The sequence below is a fragment of the Streptomyces sp. KR80 genome, assembly GCF_052245555.1.
Lineage (GTDB): Bacteria > Actinomycetota > Actinomycetes > Streptomycetales > Streptomycetaceae > Streptomyces.
The window spans coordinates 97,223-118,820 of sequence record NZ_JBQQCD010000006.1 but is presented as its reverse complement, the minus strand read 5'-3'; the positions used below and the strand labels follow the sequence as shown (position 1 = coordinate 118,820).

Genomic DNA, 21,598 nt, shown 5'->3' with positions numbered 1-21,598 from the left:
CGCGGCGCCCTCAGACCTGCATCAGGGTGGTTCAGACCCGCTGCAGGGAACGGTGGGGACCTGTCGGCAGTTCGACCTCGATCGTGTCTCCGGGACGGACCTCTCCGCCCGACACCACGATGCCCATGATCCCGGACTTGCGGACGACGCGGCCGTCCTCGTCCCGGCCCAGGACCTGCTTCAGCAGCCCGTCCTGGAAGAGGTCGATCTGCAGGCACGGATTACGCAGACCGGTGACCTCCACGACCGCCTGCGCGCCGAGGCGCAGCAGCGTCCCGGTCGGAAGGCCCAACAGATCGATGTCCGCCGTGGTCACGTTCTCGCCCAGCTGGCCGGGGCCCACCTCGAATCCTGCCTGGGCCACCTCGGCGAAGAGCTCCTCCTGGATGAGATGCACCTGCCGGAGATTCGGCTGGCTCGGGTCCTGGGCGACGCGCGAGCGGTGTTGCACCGTCGCGCCCAGATGCGCGTCTCCTTCGACGCCCAGACCGGCGAGCAGCCTGATGCTGTCGTGGTTCCGCTTGCCGAACTCGTGCTCTGAGCTACGGCTCACCGCCGTGACCCTGCCCCCCATGCGCACGAATCTCCCCCCGCTCGGTGATCTGCCGTGCCGCGGAACAGCCGCGACCGGCTGTGATCTTACCGATTGCTCATGAGGGCGCCCTGCCGGGCAGGGCCGGTCAGCGGCCCAGCTCCTTCCGGCTCGACCGGCGCAGCCTCCGCCGCTGCGACTCGTCGAGCAGCAGGTACCCACCCGCAGGGATTCCGACCATGATCAGCACGGCCGCCCAGAACGGCAGCCCGAGCACCCACAGCACGATGATCCCCACCGCCACTCCCCCGACGGCGATCTTGGCAGTCCGCGACATCTCCGACGCCTCCTTCGTGACGACCGGCGCAGTCATCCTGTGAACGGGGACGCGCCCCCGGCGGTTCCCACGCCACGGAGTCCCGCGACTCCAGTCTCACTCCGCGCGCGGCGGAACGCCGACCCCCGGCTCGTACCCGTGCCGCGCGGCAGGTCAGCGCTCGAGGACGAGGGCGAGGCCCTGACCGACGCCGATGCACAGGGCGGCGAGGCCCACTCCCGAGCCCGCGGCGGCGAGCTGGTGAGCCACCGCCCCGGCGAGCCGGGCACCGGAGGCGCCCAGGGGATGGCCGATGGCGATGGCGCCGCCGCGCGGATTGACCAGGGCGGGATCCAGGTCAGGCCATTCCGCCAGGCAGCCGAGGGCCTGCGCGGCGAAGGCCTCGTTCAGCTCGAAGGTGGTCAGGTCGGCGAAGGAACGGTTGGCCTTGGCAAGGGCTCGCTGGACCGCCTCGACCGGGCCGAGGCCGAAGAACTGCGGCTCGATGCCGCTGACCGCCGACGCGCGGATCCGGGCGAGGGGCTCACGCCCGGTGGCCTTCAGCCCGTCGCCGTCCACCAGCAGCAGCGCGGCGGCGCCGTCGTTCAGCGGGGAGGAGTTGCCCGCGGTGACGGTGCCGTCGGGGCGGAAGACGGGCTTCAGCTTGGCGAGCGAGGCGAGGGAGGTGTTGTCCCGGATCGTCTCGTCCCGTACGAGGTCCGTGCCCGGGTAGCGGACGACCTCCGGCCCGTACGCCCCGTCCTTCCACGCCCGTGCCGCCTTCTCGTGGCTGGCCAGCGCGAAGGCGTCCTGCTGCTCGCGGGTGATGCCGTGCTTGTCGGCGATCAGCTCGGCGCCCTCACCCAGGGCCACGGTCCACTCCGGTGGCATGGCGGGGTTCACCATCCGCCAGCCCAGGGTGGTGGAGTACAGCTCCTGGTGGCCCGCCGGGAAGGCCCGCTCCGGCTTGGGCAGCACCCACGGCGCCCGTGACATCGACTCCACGCCTCCGGCCACCGCGACCGAGAGGTCGCCGAGAGCGATGGCTCGTGAAGCCTGGACCACGGCCTCGAGTCCTGAGGCGCACAGCCGGTTCACCGTCACTCCAGGTACCGAGACCGGCAGCCTGGCGAGGAGCGTGGCCATCCGCGCCACGTCCCGGTTCTCCTCTCCCGCCCCGTTGGCGTTCCCGAAGAACACATCGCCGATCCGCCCCGGATCGAGGTCGGGCGCACGGTCCACCAGGGCCCGTACCACATGCGCGGCCAGATCGTCCGGCCGCACGCCGGAGAGCGCGCCGCCGTACTTCCCCACCGGTGTACGTACCGCGTCGACGATGTACACATCACGGAGGCGGTCGGTCATCCTCGGTCCCTGTCTCTCGCCTGTTCACCGAGTGAACTTTTCGTTCATCCTCATCGCGCCGCGGCCCTTCGCGCAATCCCCGGCTCCGCGTGGGAGACCAGGCCACCAGAGGCCGATCAGCGCGGGAAGACCTCGAAGGCCACGGCGGGGCGGCCGCCGAAGCGGGCGGCGGCCAGCTCGGTATTGCCGGTGAGGAACGTACGGCAGTAGGTCTCCGGGTCCTCGTCGGTGAGCGCCTCGATATACGTGCGGTGCGCGAGCAGCGACCGGACACCGCGGTCGAGGCCGGCCGTGACGTCCGTGGCGTGAGTGGGCCGGGGGGATCCTGCGACGGCCACCCAGCGCACGCCGTCCCAGGGCTCCAGGCCCTGCTCCTCGATCAGCTCGGGGAAGATCCACCGGTTGCCGGCGTCGGCGGCGGCGTCCAGTACGGCCCTGCCGACCGCCCGGTGGTCCGGGGTATTCCAGGCAGTGCCGCCCCAGGTGTCGTGGTGATTGAGCGTCAGGAGCAACTGAGGGCGGTGGCGGCGGACGGCGGCCGCGACATCGCGGCGCAGCCGCGTGTCGTACTCGATGACACCGTCGCGGTGGTCCAGGAACTCCACCGCGGTCACACCGACGGCGGCCGCGCTCTCCCGCTGCTCCTGTTCGCGCAGCGCGGCGGCCTTGGTGGGTGCCAGGCCGTCGATGCCCGCCTCGCCTCGGGTGGCCAGCAGATACGACACCTCCGCCCCTCGGTCGATCCAGGTGGCGATGGCGGCGGCCGCGCCGTACTCAAGATCGTCGGGATGGGCGACGACCGCCAGACAGCGTTCCCAGTCGGTGGGCATCGGTTCGAGCTGCTGCTCCTGCTGCTCCGTCATCACGTCTCCTGGTCGGGTTGTCGAACTCCGCGTCGCGGGCGATGAGGTACTCCCATGGAGGCACTCCCCCGTGGCCGCTCGGACATCCAAGCCGACGATCGACTCCGGGAGGAAGCATTTCCCACCGGCCCGTGGATGGCCCAGGAACCGGTGGACTCCGGTCCGCGCTGCTGTGACCGGCGAAGCGCAGTCAGGGGCGGACGCTGCTGACGACGTCCGCGGTCGCCGCGATCCCGTTGGAGAGGGTGGGCGCGAGGCTCGATCCGGCCAGACAGAAGCCCAGCAGCATGCAGACCAGCGCATGGGTGAACTTCAGCGACCCGCTGCGCAGGAACACGACGGTCAGGATCACGAGCAACAAGACCACTGAGATCGAAATGGCCATGGCGAACCTCCTTGGCCGCGGCGGGATGACAGAGCGGCAACCGGCCCAAAGTGTGGCGCATCGCATGCTTCGTCACGGCCGTCCGGGTGTCCGCCGAATGGGTGTTGACTGCCCGTTAAGCCCTGGCCCGGCCCGTACGACCGTGGGCCCGGTCGTGGGTGCTGAGAAAGGCCTCGAGCCCGCCGAGGTCATCGGTGTTGATGTGATCGACGCCCGCGGCGAGGAGTTCGCGCCAGACGGCGTCGCGCGCCGGGCCGGGTGCGTCGGGTGTCGCCCAGAAGCGGACCCTCTGTCGGTCCGCGTGCGCGGCGGCGACGATGCCGTGCAGCTCGGTGCGCTCGGCGGCAGGCATCGGGCCGACGCCCTGCCAGCTGAAGCTCTGCGCCCAGTTGCTGCTGATGAGGGGGATGAAGGCAGCGGGTGCGCCGGTGCCGAGATCGTCGAGACGGCCGTCGTAGAAGGCGTAGCGCAGATACTGGGCCTCCATGGGGGCGCGAGCCGCGCGGTCACCGGAGATGACGGGGGTGACCGCGCGGGTGCGGACCCTGTCGCCCGCGGCGGCGCTGAGGATCGAGCGGTAGCGCCGCAGTCGGCGGTGGAGTTCGAGGTAGGTGGCCTCGCCCGTGTTCTTGATGTCGATGAGCAACTGCAGGGGCACCCGGTGGCCACGGTGCACCCAGCCGTGGTTGGCGCGGACCCGGCGCAGCAGCGGGTCGAGGTAGAGCGCTTCGACGGTGCGCTCCGGTGTGAGGTCCGAGAGGTCGTGTCCGACGAGGAGTTGGCCGTCGATCAGCCAGATGTCGGCCTCGACGCTGGCAAAGCGGTGTGCCAGCGCGTCGGCGAGCGGGCGGGCGTGTTCGTAGTCGTTGTGCGCATGCGCACGGCGCAACGGCCCCGGCCGATGCCTGGAGCCGCCGGCCGCCCAGGCGTGCGCAGGGGCTGCCATGGTGCCGGCGACGACGGCTCCGAAGGACGCGACGACCGTTCGACGGCTGAGTCGGGTGGGGCGTAACGCGGGCATGGAGCCTCCCGGGAACGGGCGCAGGCGCGGGCGGACGTCTGCGAGTATCGCCTGCGCCACCGAGGAGGCGACCGCCGAAAACTGGCCGGACCGGGGCGCCTGCGCGCCGCCCAGTCCCCGGCTCAGTCCACGGACGTCATGGGTGGCGGAAGGCCGACCAGGGAGGCGAGGGCGGACCGGTGGCGGCCCGGGGTGCCGAGGGCCAATTCATCGGCCTTGGCCCGCTTCAGAAACAGATGGGCCGGGTGCTCCCAGGTCATACCGATGCCGCCGTGCAGCTGAACGCACTCCTCCGCCGCGTGCACCGCGACCTTCGAGCACGCGGACTGCGCGACCGCGACCGCCACCGGCGCGTCCGGGCTGTCCGTCGCCAGCGCGTCGGCGGCATGACGGGCCGCGGCGCGAGCGGAGACGATCTCGAGCCAGAGCCGCGCGAGGCGGTGCTTGAGGGCTTGGAAGGATCCGACGGGCCGGTTGAACTGGTGCCGTTCGCGGGTGTAGCGGACCGTCTCCGTCAAGCACCACTCGGAGATGCCGAGTTGCTCCGAGGCGAGCAGGCCCGCCCCGGTGAGCAGAGCACGACCGACGGCGGCCTCGGCGGCGCCCGGGCCGGCCACGCGGCGCGCCCGCGAGCCGGCGAGCGTGATGTCGGCGATCGGCCGCGTCAGGTCGAGGGGCACTAGCGGGGAGACGGTGACACCGGGGCCGGTGGCCTCCACTGCGTACAACCCGTATCCGTCCGGACCCTGGGCCGGAACCAGCAGAACGTCGGCGATCGCCGCATCCGCGACACTGCCGGCCCTGCCCTCCAGCGCCCCGCCCTCCGTGACCCGCACGGTCGTCGAAGGCGCTGTCCACGGGGCGGCGTTCAGTGGCAGGGCGAGCGTGCCGACGGTCTGTGCGGTGGCGAGCGCGGACAGCAGCTCCGCGACCTCCGGGTCGCCCGTGTCGCAGCCCAGCAGGGCTTCGACGGCGAGCACGGCGCTGGTCAGGTACGGAAGGGGGGCGACACTGCGGCCGAGCTCTTCCAGGACCACGGCCGCCTCCCGCGCGGTGGCGCCCTGCCCACCGAGCTTCTCGGGGACGAGCAGCCCGGCGGCGCCCATGTCCGTCGCGAGGAGGCGCCAGAGCTCCCGGTCGAAGGCCTCGCCGCCCTCGATCCGGGCGGGTGTCGAGGCCGGATCGCAGCGGTCGGCCAGCAGGGACCGTACGGCCGCCCGCAGGTCGTCCTCGGCCTCGGAGTACAGCAGGTCCGCTGCGGCGGTCGGCTCGGGTCCGCTCATCGGGCGAGCTCCTTCCAGGCGATGTCCTTGTCGGTGCGCGGCTCGGGCGGCAGCCCCAGGACGCGCTCGGCGACGATGTTGAGGAGGACCTCGGTGGTGCCGCCCTCGATGGAGTTCCCCTTGGCCCTCAGGTAGCGGTATCCGGCGTCGCGCCCGGTGAAGTCGACCAGTTCGGGGCGGCTCATCGTCCAGTCCTGGTAGGTAAGGCCCGCTTCGCCCAGGAGTTCCACCTCCAGCCCGCTGATCTCCTGGTTGAGCCGGGCGAAGGCCAGCTTCATCGCCGAGCCCTCAGGGCCCGGCTGTCCCGCGGCGAGCTGCTGCCGCAACCGCTCCCCGGCGAGCCGGGCCGCTTCCGCCTCCACCCAGAGCTCCAGCAGCCGCTGGTGGAGCGCGTGGGTGCGCAACTCGGGCCGCTCGCGCCAGGTTTCGGCGATGATCCCGATCAGACCGCCCTCGCGCGGCACCCGGCCGCCGCCGATCGCGACCCGTTCGTTCATCAGCGTGGTCTGGGCGACCTGCCAGCCGTCCCCGACCTCCCCGAGCCGGTGGCTGTCGGGGATCCGTACGCCGGTGAGGAAGACCTCGTTGAACTCGGCCTCACCGGTGATCTGCCGCAGCGGCCGGACCTCGACGCCGGGGTCGGTCATGTCGCAGATGAAGTACGTGATGCCGCGGTGCTTGGGTACGTCCGGGTCGGTGCGGGCGATGAGGATGGCCCAGTGGGCGAGGTGGGCGCTGGACGTCCAGACCTTCTGCCCGTCGACCACCCAGTGCTCCCCGTCGCGTACCGCCCGGGTGCCGAGGGCGGCGAGGTCGGAGCCGGCTCCGGGCTCGCTGAACAGCTGACACCACACCTCCTCGCCCAGCCACAACGGCCGCAGGAATCGCCGCTTCTGCTCCTCGGTGCCGTACCGGAGGATGGTGGGGGCCGCCATGCCGAGCCCGATGCCGATGCGGCGCGGGTCGTTGTCGGGTGCTCCCGCGGCCTCGAGCTCCGCATCCACGACGGTCTGCAGGGCGCGTGGGGCGTCGAGCCCGCCCAGTCCGACCGGGTAGTGCACCCAGGCGAGCCCGGCGTCGAAGCGGGCCCGAAGGAAGGTGTCGCGGTCCGTGGTAGCGGGGTCGTGGTCGGCGAACAGGGCGCCGACGCGGCGGCGCAGCTCCGCGGCGTCGACGGCGGGTGCCGCCGTGGCCGGTCCGGCCTCGGTACGTGCCATGGCTCGGCTCCTTCGTCCGTGAGTCAGGTGAGGGTGACGACGACGCGGCCGGTGGTGGTGCCGTCGGCGACCCGCTGGACGGCGTCTGCCGCGCCGTCCAGCGGCACCCGTTCGCTGACCAGCGGCTTGATGGCGCCTTGGGCGGCGAGCTTGGTGAGCTCCTCGTGGCAGGCGCGGACGGCGGCCGGGTCGTGGCTGTTGTAGAGGCCCCCAGTGCAGGCCGACGACGGAGTAGTTCTTCACCAGCGCATGGTTGAGGGCGGGGCTGGGGATCACCCCGCTTGCGAAACCGACGACGAGCAGCCGGCCCTCGAAGGCGATGCACTTGACGGACTTGGCGTAGGCGTCGCCGCCGACCGGGTCGTACACGACATCAGCACCCCGGCCTCCGGTGGCCTCCTTGACCGCCGCCACGATGTCGTCCGTACGCCGGTCGATGACCAGGTCACAGCCCAGCTCCCGAGCCGTGCGGACCTTGCCGGAGCCGCCGACGACGCCGACGACGAACGCCCCGGCGGCCTTCCCGAGCTGTACGGCGGCGCTGCCCACGCCGCCCGCCGCCGCATGCACGAGCAGGGTCTCCCCCGCCTGGAGGTGCGCCCGCCGGTGCAGTCCGAACCAGCCGGTCTGATAGCCGATGTGCAGGGCGGCGGCCTCCGCGTCGTCGAGGGACTCGGGTGCGGGCCGCACCCCGACGGCGTCGGCCACGGCGAACTCGGCGAATCCGCCGGCGGGCGGCGGGGGCTGAGCCAGCACTCGCGCCCCCACTTCCGCGTCAACGCCGTCGCCCACGGCGACGACCTCACCGCAGATCTCCACGCCGGGGGTGAAGGGCAGCGGCGGACGGATCTGGTAGTGCCCTCGGCACAGCAGCGCGTCGGGAAAGTTGACGTTGGCCGCCCGCACCCGCAGCAACAGCTGTCCCGGCCCGGCTTCCGGGTCCGGCACCTCTTCGAGACGCATCACCTCGCGGGGTTCGCCGTTCTCGTGCACACGCCAAGCCTTCATCGGGTGGCCTCCCACGGACCGTCGACAGCGGCGACGGACTCCCCGCGCCGTGCCACATACTAAGCGGTCGCTCGCCTGACGGAAGAGGCCGTCGCCACCTTTTCCCTGTCGCCTGCGCCAGGGTCCCCTTGGAGCCCTGGTCAGCCCTGGTCAGCCCTGGTCAGCCCTGGTCAGCCCTGGTCAACCCTGGTCAACCCTGGTCAGCGGCCCACGGTCCACGTAAGGGAGTCCTTCAGCGCGGCGCGCAGCGCAGGTTCCCGCACCGCGCGGGTCGGATCGTGAGCGGTCGCCGTGAGCCGGTGCGTCCGGCGATCGTTCGGCCGAAGGATCCTGGTCAGGGCGACGGTCCGGGCCTCGCGCAGGCTCCTGATCTCCTTGCCGTCGAGGTACCAGCGCAGGGTGATCGGGTGCTCGGCGCCCGTCGGCCGGGGCACGCGGACCGTGACGCTGTCCTTGCGGGCGAGCCGGCGGTCCGTACTCGTGCTCGTGGCGAGGAGGTCGGCGTGCCGGTAGAAGCCTGCGATCATGGCTTCGCGCCCGACGACGTTGAACTCCCGGCCCAGGGTTCGCATGATCGAGTTCTCGCTCGGCCGGTACAGGCCCCGCGGATAGTATCCCGCGCCTTCGAAGGCGCCGATGGTGCCGCCGTCCGGGGTGGACTCGCCGAGCCAGCGGTACCACTTGGCCCGCCGGTCGGCGAGCTCCGCGGCGGTGTACGTCGAGGTGTTCACCTCGGCGGGCTCGGCGCCGGTGTACTCCCCGTACTCGTCGTAGAAGTACTCGTCGGCGAGCTTGCCGAGAGAGTGGCCGGTCTCGTGCACCGCGACCTGGCCGGACTGTTCGTTGCCGCCGGAGACGGTGGCGATGCCGTCGTAGCCCAGCGGGGAGACGACATCGTTGTAGCCGGCGCCGCCGTACTTGGCGCTGTTGGCGACCACGATCACGAGATCCGCCTCCGGAGCACGGGCTGCGTAACGCTCCACCTTGTCCGTGTCGACGCAGAGCAGGCGCTCCAGACCATCGCACCAGAAGTACGTGTCCAGGGCGGTGTCCTTGACGACGTCCCGGGAGGGATCGCCGGAGACACCGGACTCACGGGAAACCGCGTCGACCGCCCAGACGTTGAAGAGGTTCTGATACCTGGTGTACGGCTCGACGCCGGTGATCTCGTGCCACTTCTCCTTGGCGTCGGTGTGGAACCGGGTGAGCTCGCTCTCGGTGTAGCCGTCGCCGATGACGACGACATCGAGTTTGTCGGCGGTCGGCCCGTTCTCGACGATCGGGGTGACGTCGCCGTCCCCCGCGATCCGGGCGGAGCCGCCCGCCAGACGCCTGGGCGTGGCGGCGGGGACCTCGACGGGGCGGGGGTGGGCGGTGGGCGAGGAGAAGTACTCGACGCGGTGGGTCTCCGGGTCCGGTGCGGACCCGGGCACCGGCGCGGCCGCCCCTGAGCCCGAGGCGGCCGCTATGGAGGTGGCGGTGAGGAGTGTGGCGAGGACGACGCCGGCTGCCGCGCTGACTCTGCCTATGTGCATTTCGATCCTCCGTGTGGGGGGCGGACGATGCAATAAGCGCCGAATTAAGCGCGCTTAATCGGCGAGTCAACCTACGGCGTACCGCGCTGGACGGCAATGTGCTTGCCACAAAGGCCTGGTGAGGCAGCGTCAGGAGACCGCGCCTGCCAGGGCGAGCAGCCGGTCGACCATCCGGGGGCCGCTGCTGCACACGGTCGTGCTCGCACTCGTCGGTGATCCAGGTGCGCAGCCCCCGATGGGGCGGGCGGTGTGCAGCGCATGGCCCGTGTCGACATATTCGGCGTGGTCCACAGGGACCTCGAAGTGGTGGTCGGTGAGCACCAGGCCGGGCTGGCGGTAGCGGGTCAACTGGGCTCCCGTGCCTGTCGTTTCAGCGGTCCACACCCATGGCCATTAAGGCCATAGTTAACTAGCCTTAATCGCGGATCAAGCCAGTGGAGGCGCGGGGCGAGCCAGCCCGGCTGATGGGCCGGACAGGGCCTAAGGGGGACTTGACCGATGGCGAGCAGCGGGAGCGCGGCGCGCACGGCGGCGGACGCCGGGGTCGGTGTCAGGATTCAACGGCTGCGTCTCGACCGGGGCATGACGCAGCGACAGTTGGCGGAGCCGGTGTACACCGCGGCGTATATCTCCACCCTCGAGTCCGGCAGGGTCCGGCCGTCCGAGACGGCGCTGCGCCACCTCGCGGAGCGCCTCGGCGTCAGCCCCGACGAGCTCGCGACCGGCCGCCCCACCCACCTCGCCACGGAGCTGCACCTGCGGCTCACCGACGCTCGTCAGCTGCTCTGGTCGGGAGCGGCCGCCGAAGCGGCCGATGCCGTACGGGACGTGGTGGCCACGGCGGAGGAGCACGGACTCGACGAGGAGCGGGCGAACGGGCTGATCGCGCTCGGCGACTGCGCTCTGGACCTCGGAGAACTCATCGAGGCCCGGGACAGCTACGAGGCGGCCGAGGAGCTGCTGGCCGGGGAGCCGCTGCCGCGCCGCGCCGCGGCGGTACGCGGCCGGGCCGTCGCCCATCTGCTCGCCGGTGAACTCCGCTACGCGTGCTACCTGCTGGAGTCCGCGATCGAGGAGCTGAACCGGAGCGGGCTGCACGACCCGGACGCGCTGGTCCTGCTGCACAGCGCGGCCATCGCCCCGTACATGGACATGGGCGCCTACGCCAGGGCCGCGCAGAGCGCCGAGTTCGCGCTCTCCCTCGCCCCCGGCGTCAGCGACCCGGCCCTGGTCGCGCGGATGCACCGAGGGGTCGCACGGGCCATGATCGCCGAGGGCCGGTCGGCGGAGGCGGACGCCTCGCTCAGCAAGGCCGAGGAGCTCTACCGGCAGCTGCAGATCCGCACGGAGCTGGCACACTGCCACTGGATGCGCGGCTATGTCCGCGCCCAGGACGGCGACCTGGAGGCGGCGGAGTCCGAACTGCGCACCGCCAGGGAGATGCTGGCCTCGGGGCGAGCGCAGCTGTTTACGGCACAGGTCGAGGTGGAGCTGGCGGACGTGCTGCGGCGGCGCGGCAGGCGCGAGGAGGCCGCGGACCTGCTGGCGCGGACGCTCGACGCACTGGGAGCCGGGCTCGGACCGGAGCGCGGTGCGGTGCACGCGGCCGGCGCCCACCGGCTCCTGGGCCTGATCGCCGAGGAGGACGGCGCAGTCGAGGACGCCGAACGACACTACTGCGAAGCGCTGTCGCTGCTGGAGAACTCGGGCGCGGCCGGGGACCTGGCCGACATCTGCCGCCTGCTGGGGGACCTGCTGCGCCGTGAGGGCCGAATCGAGGCGGCGCTCGACGCGTACCGCACGGGTCTCGGCCACCGCGCGGCGCCGGGCACCACCACGCTGGGCCCGGGCCCGGTGCAGCCGCCGCTCTCGTCTTTCTGACCCCGCGGTCGCACCGCCTCGCACACGGCATTTCCTGGCAATCAGCAGATTAACCCTACCCTTTTGAGCGATTCCAGAGATCCTTTCCGCGCTGATACTTTCGCTGCCGGGTGCCGAGGAATTCCTCACCCGACACAATCTCCGGACTTCAGATGGGTGGCGTCCTTCATGACCACGTCGGTGAATCCGACTTCTACCGCAGAGGACGGTCAGCCGCAGTTGAGCCTGGGCACGGCGGCTGCGCGCAATTTGGCGACGACGACCAAGTCCGTACCGCAGATGCAGGGCATCACCTCCCGGTGGCTGCTGCGTCTGCTGCCCTGGGTCAATGTGCCAGGAGGCTCGTACCGGGTGAACCGGCGGCTGAGCTACCGGGTGGGTGACGGTCGTATCGAGTTCGCCACGACGGGGACGGCGGTCCAGGTCATCCCACCCGAGTTGGGCGAACTGCCGCTGCTGCGGGGCTTCAGCGGCGGCGAGGTTCTGCACGCTCTCGCCGACCGCTTCGTCCAGCGCGATTACGCGGCCGGTGAGGTGATCGCCGAGGCGGGACGCCCCGCCGACCACGTCTACCTCATCGCGCACGGCAAGGTGACCCAGCTGGTCACCGGCAAGTACGGGGAGCCGACGGTCGTGGGGGTGCTGGCCGGTGGCGACCACTCCGGCGACCAGGCCCTGAGGGCTCCGGACGGCACCTGGGACCACACACTCAAGGCGGTGACGCCCTGCACCGTGCTGGCGCTGCGCCGCCAGGACTTCGAGGAGGTGGCCGAGGGCTCTCCGGAGCTGCGCAGCCATGTCGAGCGCCGTGCCGGGATCCCACATCAGCGACAGAACGAGCACGGCGAGGCGGATATCGGCATGGCCTCCGGCCACACCGGGGAGCCGGAGATCGACGGCACGTTCGTCGACTACGAACTGGCGCCGCGCGAGTACGAGCTGAGTGTCGCCCAGACCGTCCTGCGCGTTCACAGCCGAGTCGCCGATCTCTACAACGACCCGATGAACCAGGTGGAGCAGCAGCTCCGGCTCACCATCGAGGCGCTGCGGGAACGGCAGGAGCACGAGCTGGTCAACAATCGCGAGTTCGGACTGCTGCACAACGCCGACCTCAGGCAGCGCATCCAGACCCGCACGGGGCCACCCACTCCGGACGACCTCGACGAGTTGCTGGCCACCGTCTGGAAGAAGCCGGGGCTCATCCTCGCCCATCCGAAGGCGATCGCGGCCATCGGCCGGGAGTGCAACCGGCGCGGTGTCTACCCGGACTCCACCGACCACCAGGGGCACTCCGTTCCGGCCTGGCGGGGCGTTCCGATCTTCCCGTGCGACAAGATCCCCGTCACCAAGGCCCGCACCAGCTCGATCCTGGTGCTCCGCACGGGCGAGGCGGACCAGGGAGTGATCGGACTTCACCGCACCGGAATCGAGGACGAATATCAGCCAGGCCTTTCGGTGCGCTTCATGGGCATCAACGAAAAGGCCATCATTTCCTATCTGGTGAGCGCGTACTATTCGGCGGCCGCACTCGTACCGGATGCCCTCGGAATTCTCGAAGACGTCGAAATCGGCAACTGACAGGACCGCCGGTACTCGGCGAGTGGCCGTTATCTCCACACCGCGCAACAGAGCGCACCGGCCGTCCGCTGACCGCTGACCGGAAGCCCACGGGAATGGCACCTCCGCGGCTCGTATCGCGGCTCATATCGCATAGGAATGGGTGAAGTTCTCCGATGACCACATCGATGGAAACGAGTTCCGTCTCCGCGGACGGACAGCCGCAGCAGAGCCTTGCCACGGCCGCCGCGCGGAATCTGGCGACGACCACCAAGTCCGTTCCCCAGATGCAAGGCATCTCCTCCCGCTGGCTGCTGCGGGTGCTGCCCTGGGTTCAGGTCAGCGCAGGCACCTACCGGGTGAACCGGCGGCTGACCCACACCCTGGGGGACGGGCGCGTCGAGTTCGTCACCACCGGCGCGGAGATCCGGGTGATCCCCACGGAGCTGCGTGAACTGCCGCAGCTGCGCGCCTTCGACGACGGTGAGGTCCTCGCGGCGCTGGCCGACCGCTTCGTCCAGCGGGAGGTCGCCGCCGGATATCCGATCGTGGAGGCCGGCCGCCCGGCCGACGAGGTCGTCCTCATCGCCCATGGAAAGGCCGACAAGCTCGGCACGGGCAAGTACGGCGCGCCGACGGTCCTCGCCGTGCTGGCCGACGGCGACTACGTGGGCCAGGACGTGCTGACGGGCGACGGCGGTGACTGGCCGTTCACCGTGAAGGCGGTGACCTCCTGCTCCGTCCTCACCCTGTCGCGGCAGGCGCTGGAGGCGGTCACCGGCCGGTCCCGGACGCTGCGGGCGCACCTCGAAGAATTCCGGACGGCTCCGCGCCGTCCGCAGAACAAGCATGGCGAGGCGAACATCGACCTCGCCTCCGGGCACGTCGGCGAGCCCGAGCTGCCGGGCACCTTCGTCGACTACGAGCTGGCCCCCCGCGAGTACGAGCTCAGCGTCGCCCAGACCGTGCTTCGGGTGCACACCCGGGTGGCCGACCTCTACAACAACCCGATGAGCCAGGTCGAGGAGCAGTTGCGGCTCACCGTCGAGGCCCTCCGTGAGCGCCAGGAGCACGAGCTCATCAACAACCGCGAGTTCGGGCTGCTGCACAACGCCGATCTCAAGCAGCGGATCCACACCCGTACCGGGCCGCCCACGCCCGACGACCTGGACGAGCTGATCTCCCGCCGCCGGAAGACCCAGTTCCTGCTGGCGCACCCGAGCGCCATCGCGGCCTTCGGGCGGGAGTGCAACCGCCGGGGCATCTACCCGACGGGGGTGGACTTCCAGGGCCAGCACGTGCGCGCCTGGCGGGGCATCCCGCTGCTGCCCTGCAACAAGATCCCGATCAACGGGGGGCGGACCAGCTCCATCCTCGCGATGCGTACGGGCGAGGCCGACCAGGGTGTCGTGGCCCTGCACCAGACGGGCATCCCCGACGAGATCCAGCCCGGGCTGAACGTGCGGTTCATGGGCATCAATGAGAAGGCGATCATCTCCTACCTGGTGAGCGCCTACTTCTCGGCGGCCGTCCTCGTGCCCGACGCGCTCGGCATCCTCGAGGACGTGGAGATCGGCCACCAGGTGGGATAGCCACTCGGGGTGGGGTGGTGTGGCGGGCGGAGGTCACCGGCCTTCGCCCGCCGCGGTGTGCCCGAGCAGCGTCGTCACCACCGATACGGCCCGCCCCGTCCGTGGGCCGGATCATCGCCGCGGCGTCGTTCATCGGATACCGAAGGCGACGGGGGTGACCGGGACAGGTGGGTGGCCGACCAAGTCCGGGGCACACGCGGTCCGGTGGTCGACCGAGTTGCGGCCGATCATCCCATTCGCGCCGACGGCGAGAGCCGCCCGCGGATCTGCGGATGCCCAGCGGCGACACAGCTACCAGCGGCGATGGGGAAAAATCCGTTTCATCCCACGCGCATGAGCAGACGTCACGACAACGCTGTGTCGACGTTCTGCTCGCAGGCCGTGTCGACCCAGTTGGTCAATCGCATCCTGACATTGGTCTACTCTTCCCTTGAGTGTCATGGAAGCCTTGGCTAATGCCGGAGTCGTTCATACCGTCTCTCCACTCCAGGAGCTTCTGTGACTGCGCATCGCGCTCGTACGACCGCCATCGGCGGATGCTTCGTTCTTGCGGCCCTCTCACTCAGCGCCTGCGACACCATCCCGACCGTGGCCAATGAGGACCTGAAGGCCGCCGCCTCCGTGGAAGAAGCGGGCGGCATGGACGCCCTGGTCTCCGCGGCCAAGAAGGAAGGTACGCTCAACGCGATCGCACTTCCCCGTGACTGGGCGAACTACGGCGCCATCATCGACGGCTTCACCAACAAGTACGGGATCGAGGTCAAGGTCGCCCAGCCGGACGGCACCAGCCAGGACGAGATAGAAGCGATCAAGGCCCATGAGGGCCGGGAGACCGCCCCCGACGTGGTCGACGTCGGCCGCTCCTTCGCGCAGTCCGCCGCCCGCGAGGGTCTGCTCGCTCCGTACCGGCCCGCCGGGTTCGACAAGATCCCGGCGAACCAGAAGGACCCGAAGGCCCGCTGGCACAACGACTACGGCGGCTACATCTCGATCGGCTGCAACGCGGATCGAGTCGAGGTGTGCCCCGAGACCTTCGCCGACCTTCTCAAGCCCGAGTACAAGGGCAAAGTCGCGCTCAACGGTGACCCCACCGAGGCGGGCGCCGCCTTCTCCGGGGTATACGCCGCCGCCCTCGCGAACAACGGCTCCCTGGACGACATCCAGCCCGGTCTGGACTTCTTCGAAGAACTCAAGAAGGTCGGCAACTTCAACCCCGTGCAGTCGACCCCGCTCACCGTCGAGAACGGCGAGACGCCGATCACCATCGACTGGGACTACCTCAACGCCAGCTACGCCGACCAGTTCCGCAGCAAGGGCATCAGGTGGCAGGTCACCGTCCCCTCCGACGGCGTCTACGCCGAGTACTACTCGCAGGCGATCAACAAGACGGCCCCGCACCCCGCGGCCGCCCGCCTGTGGCAGGAGTACCTCAACAGCGTCGAAGGCCAGAACATCCGGCTCGACGGCTACGCCCGCCCGGTCCTGATGCCCGCCATGGAAGAGGAAGGGACGCTGCACGAGGTCGCGGCGGCCTGGCTGCCGCAGGTCGAGGGCACGCCGAAGTTCCCGACCGAGGCACAGGTCAACAAGGCCAAGAAGACGATCGCGGAGGGCTGGTCCGAGGCCGTCTCGGACTGACCCGGGCGGAACCGGACCGACACGGGTCAGCGAGCCGAGACGGCCGGGGAGATCACGGGTCCTGCCGGGCCCCGTGAACCGGCTGCGGGGCCGCCGCGCGAGCCAGGAGTTTCGCGGCGGCCTCGCCCGCCTCCGCAGGGGTCCAGCGGGCGCCCTTGTCCGCGGTGGGCCCCGGGCGCCAGCCCTCCATGACGGTGATCCGGCCGCCCTCGGCCTCGAAGACCCGGCCCGTCACCCCTGCGGACGCGGCGGATCCGAGCCAGACCACCAGCGGGGAGACGTTCTCCGGGGCCATCGCGTCGAAGGCGTCCGCGCCCTCCGGGGCCGCCATGGCGGCGGCGAAGGTCTGCTCGGTCATGCGGGTCCGCGCGGCAGGGGCGATGGCGTTGACCTGCACGCCGTACCGGCCCATCTCCGCGGCGGCCACGAGGGTGAGGCCGAGGATCCCTGCCTTGGCCGCCGAGTAGTTGCCCTGGCCGAGGCTGCCGTTCAGACCCGCGCCCGAACTGGTGTTGACCACCCGTGCCTGAGGCGGGCGTCCCGCCTTGGCCTCGGCGCGCCAGTGGGCGGCAGCGTGCTTGAGCGGCAGGAAGTGCCCTTTGAGATGCACCCGCATGACGGCGTCCCAGTCGTCCTCGTCGAGGTTCACGAGCATCCGGTCCCGGAGGAAGCCCGCATTGTTGACCAGGGTGTCCAGGCGGCCGAATGCGTCGAGCGCGGCGGCGATCAGCGAGGCCGCGCCGTCGCTCGTGGCGATGTCGCCGGCATGGGCGACCGCCTGGCCGCCGCGCGCCTTGATCTCGTCCACCACCTTCTGGGCCGGCCCCATGGAGGCGCCTTCGCCGTCGAGACCGACACCGAGGTCGTTCACCACGACCCTGGCTCCCTCGGCGGCGAAGGCGAGCGCATGGGCCCGCCCCAGCCCCCGTCCCGCTCCCGTCACGACGACGACGCGCTCACTGCAGATTCCGCTCATTCCCAGCTCCTTGGTTCCCTGGCCCCTTGGCTCCGTGCCTCCATGCGCCGGCCTTCAGTGGTGGTCCGGAGCGGAGTCACTGTTGTTGACGGTCGCGGCGTCGAGGAAGGCGGGCCGCTCACCTCCGCCGTGGACGAGCAGGCTCGCGCCGGTGAGGTACGCGGCATGGTCCGAGGCGAGAAACACCGCGGCGTCACCGACCTCGTGGGGCTCGGCGAGCCGCCCCAGCGGCACCGTCCGCCCGACGGCCGCGAGTCCGCTCTCGTCCCCGTAGTGCAGATGCGCGAGTTCGGTGCGCACCATGCCGAGAACCAGGGTGTTGACTCGTACGGCCGGTGCCCACTCCACGGCCATGGACCGCGCGAGGCTCTCCAACCCGGCCTTGGCTGCGCCGTAAGCCGCCGTCCCCGGCGACGGACGGGATCCGCTCACGCTCCCGATCATGATGATCGAGCTGGGCGTCCGCTGCTTCCGCATCACCTCGTACGCGGCGAGGGATGCGGTCAGCGGGGCGGTGAGGTTGAGTTCGAGTACCCGGGCATGGCGTGCGGGACCGGCCTCGCCGAGCAGTCGGTACGGCGTCCCGCCGGCGTTGTTGACCAGCACATCGAGGCGGCCGTGCGCGTCCTCGAGCTGCCCGAAGAAGTCCCGTACGGCATCCGGGTCACGCAGGTCGAGGGAGGCGAACTCCGCCGTGCGGCCCGCCGCTTCCACGGGCTCCTCCGGTGGCCTGCGCGCACAGACGACGACCTCCGCCCCGGCCTTGAGAAAGGCGCGGGCGATCCCCGCGCCGACTCCGCGGGTGCCGCCGGTGACGACGGCCACGCGCCCCGCCAGATCCACCATGATGCTCACGCGCACCTCCCGCAGCGGGCGGACCGCTGCTACGGTCGCCTAACAAACGTTAGGTGGAAAGGTAGCTGATCCGCTCATGGGTGTCTCCACCGCAGTCCCGACCCAGGGCATCGCCGTCGTCACCATCGACTACCCGCCCGTCAACGCCCTGCCCGTGCAGGGCTGGTTCGACCTGGCCGATGCGGTACGCGCCGCAGGCCGCGACCCGGAGGTGCGCTGTGTCGTCCTGGCCGCAGAGGGCCGGGGGTTCAACGCCGGGGTCGACATCAAGGAGATCCAGCGCAGCGCGGGCCATGCCGCGCTCATCGGCGCCAATCACGGCTGCTCCGAAGCGTTCGCGGCCGTCTACGAGTGCGAGGTTCCGGTGGTCGCGGCCGTGCACGGCTTCTGTCTGGGCGGCGGCATCGGATTGGTGGGGAACGCCGACGCGATCGTGGCCTCCGACGACGCCACCTTCGGGCTGCCCGAGCTGGACCGCGGCGCGCTCGGCGCGGCCACCCACCTCGCTCGGCTGGTGCCCCAGCACCTGATGCGGGCCCTGTACTACACCTCGCGCACGGCCACCGCCGGGGAACTGCACCGGCACGGCTCGGTGTGGGAGGTCGTCCCGCGCGCCCGACTCCTCGGCTCCGCCTTGGAGTTGGCGGGTGAGATCGCGGCCAAGGACGGCCACCTGCTGCGGCTGGCCAAGGCCGCGATCAACGGCATCGATCCGATCGACGTACGCCGCAGCTACCGCTTCGAGCAGGGATTCACCTTCGAGGCCAATCTCAGCGGAGTCTCCGACCGGCACCGCGACGCGTTCATCTCGCAGAAGGGGCAGTCGTGAGCAGGGACAAGACCATGACCGCCGAGGAGGTCGTCGGCCGGCTGGAGAACGGCATGACGATCGGCATCGGCGGCTGGGGATCGCGGCGCAAGCCGATGGCGCTCGTCCGGGCTCTGCTGCGCTCCGGCCTCACCGATCTGACGGTGGTGTCGTACGGCGGTCCGGACATCGGGCTCCTGGCCGCGGCCGGCAAGATCCGCAAGCTGATCGCGGCTTTCGCCACGCTCGACTCGATCCCGCTCGAACCGCACTTCCGGGCAGCACGGCAGCGCGGCGCCTTCGAGCTGGTGGAGCTGGACGAGGCGATGTTCCTGTGGGGCCTGACCGCCGCCGCGAACCGCCTGCCGTTCCTGCCGGTGCGGGCGGGGCTCGGTTCGGATGTGATGCGGGTCAACCCCGGGCTGCGAACGGTGGTTTCGCCCTACGAGGACGGCGAGGAGCTGGTCGCCGTGCCCGCTCTCCGGCTGGACGCCGCTCTCGTCCACCTCAACCGCGCCGATGCGCAGGGCAACGGCCAGTACCTCGGCCCCGACCCGTACTTCGACGACCTCTTCTGCGAGGCCGCCGACACGGCGTACGTCTCCTGCGAACGCATCGTCGACACGGCGAAGTTGATGGAGGCGGGCGGCCCACAGACGCTGCTGGTCCAGCGACATGCGGTCACCGGTGTGATCGAGACCCCGAACGGCGCGCACTTCACCTCGTGCGCCCCTGATTACGCCCGCGACGAGCCCTTCCAAGCGGCCTACGCCGCCGCGGCCGCCGACCCCGCCCACTGGCGGGGCTTCACCGACCGCTTCCTGGCCGGCACCGAGCACGCGTATCAGTCCGCCGTGGCGGCATGGCACGAGGAGCAGCGATGACGTCCGGGACCACGACGGCCGCGACCCGGGCCGAACACTGCGTGATCGCCTGCGCGGAGGCCTGGCGGGGCGACGGCGAGATCCTCGCCAGCCCCATGGGCACGGTGCCCGCGATCGGCGCCCGGCTGGCGAAACTCACCTTCTCCCCCGACCTGTTGCTGACCGACGGGGAAGCCCTGCTGATGGGCGATGTCCCGGGGATGGGCGGCACGGCGGAGGTGGTCGAGGGCTGGCTGCCGTACCGCCGGCATCTGACCATGGTCATGGGCGGCAAGCGGCACGTGATGATGGGCGCGAGCCAGCTCGACCGGTACGGCAACCAGAACATCTCGTGCATCGGTGACTGGGCGCGGCCGGCCCGTCAGCTGCTCGGCGTGCGTGGAGCACCGGCCAACACCCTCAACAACCCCACCAGTTACTGGGTGCCCCGGCACTCGCCGAGGGTCTTCGTGGAGCGGGTCGACATGGTGTGCGGTGTCGGATACGACCGCGCGGCGGCCGCCGGACCGTCCGCGACCCGCTTCCACCACCTCCGCCGCGTCGTCACCGATCTCGCCGTCCTGGACTTCGAGACCCCGGACCACTGCATGCGCCTCGCCTCCCTGCACCCCGGCGTGACGGTCGAACAGGTCACGGAGGCCACCGGCTTCCCGCTGAGCATTCCGGACGAGGTCCCGGCCACCCGGCAGCCGACCGCCCATGAACTGCGGCTGATCCGGGAGGTCATCGACCCGAAGGGGCTGCGCGACCGCGAGGTTCGGGCATGAGCGCGCCCACCGTCGAGACTCCGCTCACGAAACTGGTGGGCATCCGGCACCCGATCGTGCAGACCGGCATGGGGTGGGTGGCCGGGCCACGGCTGGTCTCGGCGGTCGCGAACGCGGGCGCCCTGGGCATCCTCGGCTCGGCGACCATGACGCCCGATCAGCTGCGGTCGGCCGTGCGCGAGGTCAAGTCCCGTACTCAGGCGCCGTTCGGCGTCAATCTCCGGGCGGACACGGGCGATGCAGACGAGCGCATCCGCATCCTGGTCGACGAGGGCGTGCAGGTCGCCTCCTTCGCCCTCGCGCCCTCCCGCGACCTGATCGCCCGCCTCAAGGACGCGGGCGTCGTCGTGATCCCCTCGATCGGGGCGCGGCGGCACGCCGAGAAGGTCGCCTCCTGGGGCGCGGACGCGGTCGTGGTCCAGGGCGGCGAGGGCGGCGGCCACACCGGCGAGGTCGCCACCACCGTGCTGCTCCCCCAGGTCGTCGACGCCGTGGACATCCCGGTCGTCGCGGCGGGCGGCTTCTGCGACGGACGCGGTCTGGTCGCCGCGCTGGCCTACGGCGCCGCGGGGGTCGCCATGGGTACCCGCTTCCTGCTCACGTCGGACAGCACGGTCCCGGACCCGGTGAAGGCGCGCTATCTGGCGGCGTCGGTCCAGGACGTCACCGTGACCAGGAAGGTCGACGGCCTGCCACACCGCATGCTGCGCAGCGAACTGGTCCACTCGCTGGAGCGCTCGGGCCGAACGGCCGCGCTGCTGCAGGCCGTACGGCACGCCGCGGCGTTCCGGAAGCTCTCTGGCCTCGGCTGGGCTCGTATGGTGCGCGACGGTCTGGCCCTGAAGCACGGCAAGGAACTGACTTGGAGTCAGGTTCTGCTGGCCGCCAACACTCCGATGATGCTGAAGGCGTCCATGGTGGACGGCCGCACCGATCTCGGGGTGATGGCATCCGGTCAAGTGGTGGGGCTGATCGACGATCTGCCGTCCTGCGCGGAACTGATCGAGCGGATCATGGCCGAGGCATCCGGCGTCCTGGAGCGACTGCCCCTCTTCAGGTGAGGCCGCGCGGCGTGAAACGGCCTTGGGCCGCCCGTGGTGGAGTGCCTAGCGTGC

19 protein-coding genes and 2 pseudogenes are annotated in these 21,598 nt (G+C 70.9%); 8 read left to right on the top strand and 13 right to left on the bottom strand.

Going from position 1 to position 21,598, the window contains the following annotated elements:
* Positions 1-31: 31 nt before the first annotated feature.
* The 11 genes and pseudogenes from ACTWQI_RS11670 to ACTWQI_RS11620 all read right to left on the bottom strand — a co-directional run.
* Positions 32-574 (bottom strand): MOSC domain-containing protein, encoded by a 543-nt coding sequence (locus tag ACTWQI_RS11670; protein WP_443269746.1) that lies wholly within the window; start codon positions 572-574, stop codon positions 32-34.
* Between the two features lie 106 nt (positions 575-680).
* Positions 681-869 (bottom strand): hypothetical protein, encoded by a 189-nt coding sequence (locus ACTWQI_RS11665; RefSeq protein WP_443269745.1) that lies wholly within the window; start codon positions 867-869, stop codon positions 681-683.
* Positions 870-1,022: 153 nt separating this feature from the next.
* Positions 1,023-2,213: a thiolase family protein gene (locus ACTWQI_RS11660; RefSeq protein ID WP_443269744.1), complete on the bottom strand. Its 1,191-nt coding sequence runs from the start codon at positions 2,211-2,213 to the stop codon at positions 1,023-1,025.
* Positions 2,214-2,329: 116 nt separating this feature from the next.
* The gene (locus ACTWQI_RS11655) at positions 2,330-3,076 is read right to left on the bottom strand and encodes a PIG-L deacetylase family protein (RefSeq protein WP_443269743.1); all 747 of its coding nucleotides are present in this window, start codon (positions 3,074-3,076) and stop codon (positions 2,330-2,332) included.
* A gap of 190 nt (positions 3,077-3,266) precedes the next feature.
* Complete coding sequence (locus ACTWQI_RS11650) at positions 3,267-3,461, bottom strand: hypothetical protein (protein ID WP_443269742.1); 195 nt, start codon at positions 3,459-3,461, stop codon at positions 3,267-3,269.
* A gap of 115 nt (positions 3,462-3,576) precedes the next feature.
* A complete protein-coding gene (locus ACTWQI_RS11645; protein WP_443269741.1) occupies positions 3,577-4,482 on the bottom strand; it encodes a phosphatidylinositol-specific phospholipase C/glycerophosphodiester phosphodiesterase family protein in 906 nt (301 codons plus the stop codon).
* Between the two features lie 122 nt (positions 4,483-4,604).
* Positions 4,605-5,765 (bottom strand): acyl-CoA dehydrogenase family protein, encoded by a 1,161-nt coding sequence (locus ACTWQI_RS11640; RefSeq protein WP_443269740.1) that lies wholly within the window; start codon positions 5,763-5,765, stop codon positions 4,605-4,607.
* Positions 5,762-6,982 carry an acyl-CoA dehydrogenase family protein gene (locus ACTWQI_RS11635; RefSeq protein WP_443269739.1) on the bottom strand — a complete coding sequence of 407 codons (1,221 nt, stop codon included), beginning with the start codon at positions 6,980-6,982 and terminating at the stop codon, positions 5,762-5,764. Before ACTWQI_RS11635 ends, ACTWQI_RS11640 begins: the two co-directional genes overlap by 4 nt.
* A 23-nt stretch (positions 6,983-7,005) precedes the next feature.
* Positions 7,006-7,990 (bottom strand): annotated as a pseudogene (locus tag ACTWQI_RS11630) (NADPH:quinone oxidoreductase family protein).
* Between the two features lie 200 nt (positions 7,991-8,190).
* Positions 8,191-9,525, bottom strand: a complete 1,335-nt coding sequence (locus tag ACTWQI_RS11625) for a M64 family metallopeptidase (protein ID WP_443269738.1) — start codon at positions 9,523-9,525, stop codon at positions 8,191-8,193.
* A gap of 129 nt (positions 9,526-9,654) precedes the next feature.
* Positions 9,655-9,825, bottom strand: a pseudogene (locus tag ACTWQI_RS11620) (alpha/beta hydrolase); the annotation flags it as partial.
* Between the two features lie 198 nt (positions 9,826-10,023).
* Here ACTWQI_RS11620 and ACTWQI_RS11615 point away from each other — a divergent pair.
* The 4 genes from ACTWQI_RS11615 (at position 10,024) to ACTWQI_RS11600 (ending at position 16,193) form a co-directional block, all read left to right on the top strand.
* The gene (locus tag ACTWQI_RS11615) at positions 10,024-11,406 is read left to right on the top strand and encodes a helix-turn-helix domain-containing protein (protein WP_443269737.1); all 1,383 of its coding nucleotides are present in this window, start codon (positions 10,024-10,026) and stop codon (positions 11,404-11,406) included.
* Positions 11,407-11,574: 168 nt separating this feature from the next.
* Positions 11,575-12,984 carry a family 2B encapsulin nanocompartment shell protein gene (locus ACTWQI_RS11610; protein ID WP_443269736.1) on the top strand — a complete coding sequence of 470 codons (1,410 nt, stop codon included), beginning with the start codon at positions 11,575-11,577 and terminating at the stop codon, positions 12,982-12,984.
* Positions 12,985-13,139: 155 nt separating this feature from the next.
* Positions 13,140-14,555, top strand: coding sequence for a family 2B encapsulin nanocompartment shell protein (locus ACTWQI_RS11605; protein ID WP_443269735.1), 1,416 nt, complete (start codon positions 13,140-13,142; stop codon positions 14,553-14,555).
* 498 nt (positions 14,556-15,053) lie between these two features.
* Positions 15,054-16,193 (top strand): ABC transporter substrate-binding protein, encoded by a 1,140-nt coding sequence (locus tag ACTWQI_RS11600; RefSeq protein ID WP_443269734.1) that lies wholly within the window; start codon positions 15,054-15,056, stop codon positions 16,191-16,193.
* A gap of 52 nt (positions 16,194-16,245) precedes the next feature.
* On the opposite strand, the gene ACTWQI_RS11595 is transcribed toward ACTWQI_RS11600, so the two are convergent.
* Complete coding sequence (locus tag ACTWQI_RS11595) at positions 16,246-17,169, bottom strand: SDR family oxidoreductase (RefSeq protein WP_443269733.1); 924 nt, start codon at positions 17,167-17,169, stop codon at positions 16,246-16,248.
* A 54-nt stretch (positions 17,170-17,223) separates the two neighbouring features.
* Entirely contained in the window at positions 17,224-18,015 is a 792-nt protein-coding gene (locus ACTWQI_RS11590; RefSeq protein WP_443269914.1) for an SDR family oxidoreductase, read from the bottom strand.
* A gap of 85 nt (positions 18,016-18,100) precedes the next feature.
* On the opposite strand from ACTWQI_RS11590, the gene ACTWQI_RS11585 reads away from it, so the two are divergent.
* The 4 genes from ACTWQI_RS11585 to ACTWQI_RS11570 are packed head-to-tail and all read left to right on the top strand — an operon-like array spanning position 18,101 to position 21,544.
* Positions 18,101-18,853 (top strand): enoyl-CoA hydratase family protein, encoded by a 753-nt coding sequence (locus ACTWQI_RS11585; protein WP_443269732.1) that lies wholly within the window; start codon positions 18,101-18,103, stop codon positions 18,851-18,853.
* A gap of 14 nt (positions 18,854-18,867) precedes the next feature.
* Positions 18,868-19,716 carry a CoA transferase subunit A gene (locus tag ACTWQI_RS11580; RefSeq protein ID WP_443269913.1) on the top strand — a complete coding sequence of 283 codons (849 nt, stop codon included), beginning with the start codon at positions 18,868-18,870 and terminating at the stop codon, positions 19,714-19,716.
* On the top strand, positions 19,713-20,483 hold the full coding sequence (locus ACTWQI_RS11575) for a CoA-transferase subunit beta (RefSeq protein WP_443269731.1): 771 nt from the start codon (positions 19,713-19,715) through the stop codon (positions 20,481-20,483). The genes ACTWQI_RS11580 and ACTWQI_RS11575 overlap by 4 nt, the downstream gene beginning before the upstream one ends.
* On the top strand, positions 20,480-21,544 hold the full coding sequence (locus ACTWQI_RS11570; protein ID WP_443269730.1) for an NAD(P)H-dependent flavin oxidoreductase: 1,065 nt from the start codon (positions 20,480-20,482) through the stop codon (positions 21,542-21,544). The genes ACTWQI_RS11575 and ACTWQI_RS11570 overlap by 4 nt, the downstream gene beginning before the upstream one ends.
* Positions 21,545-21,598: the final 54 nt, after the last annotated feature.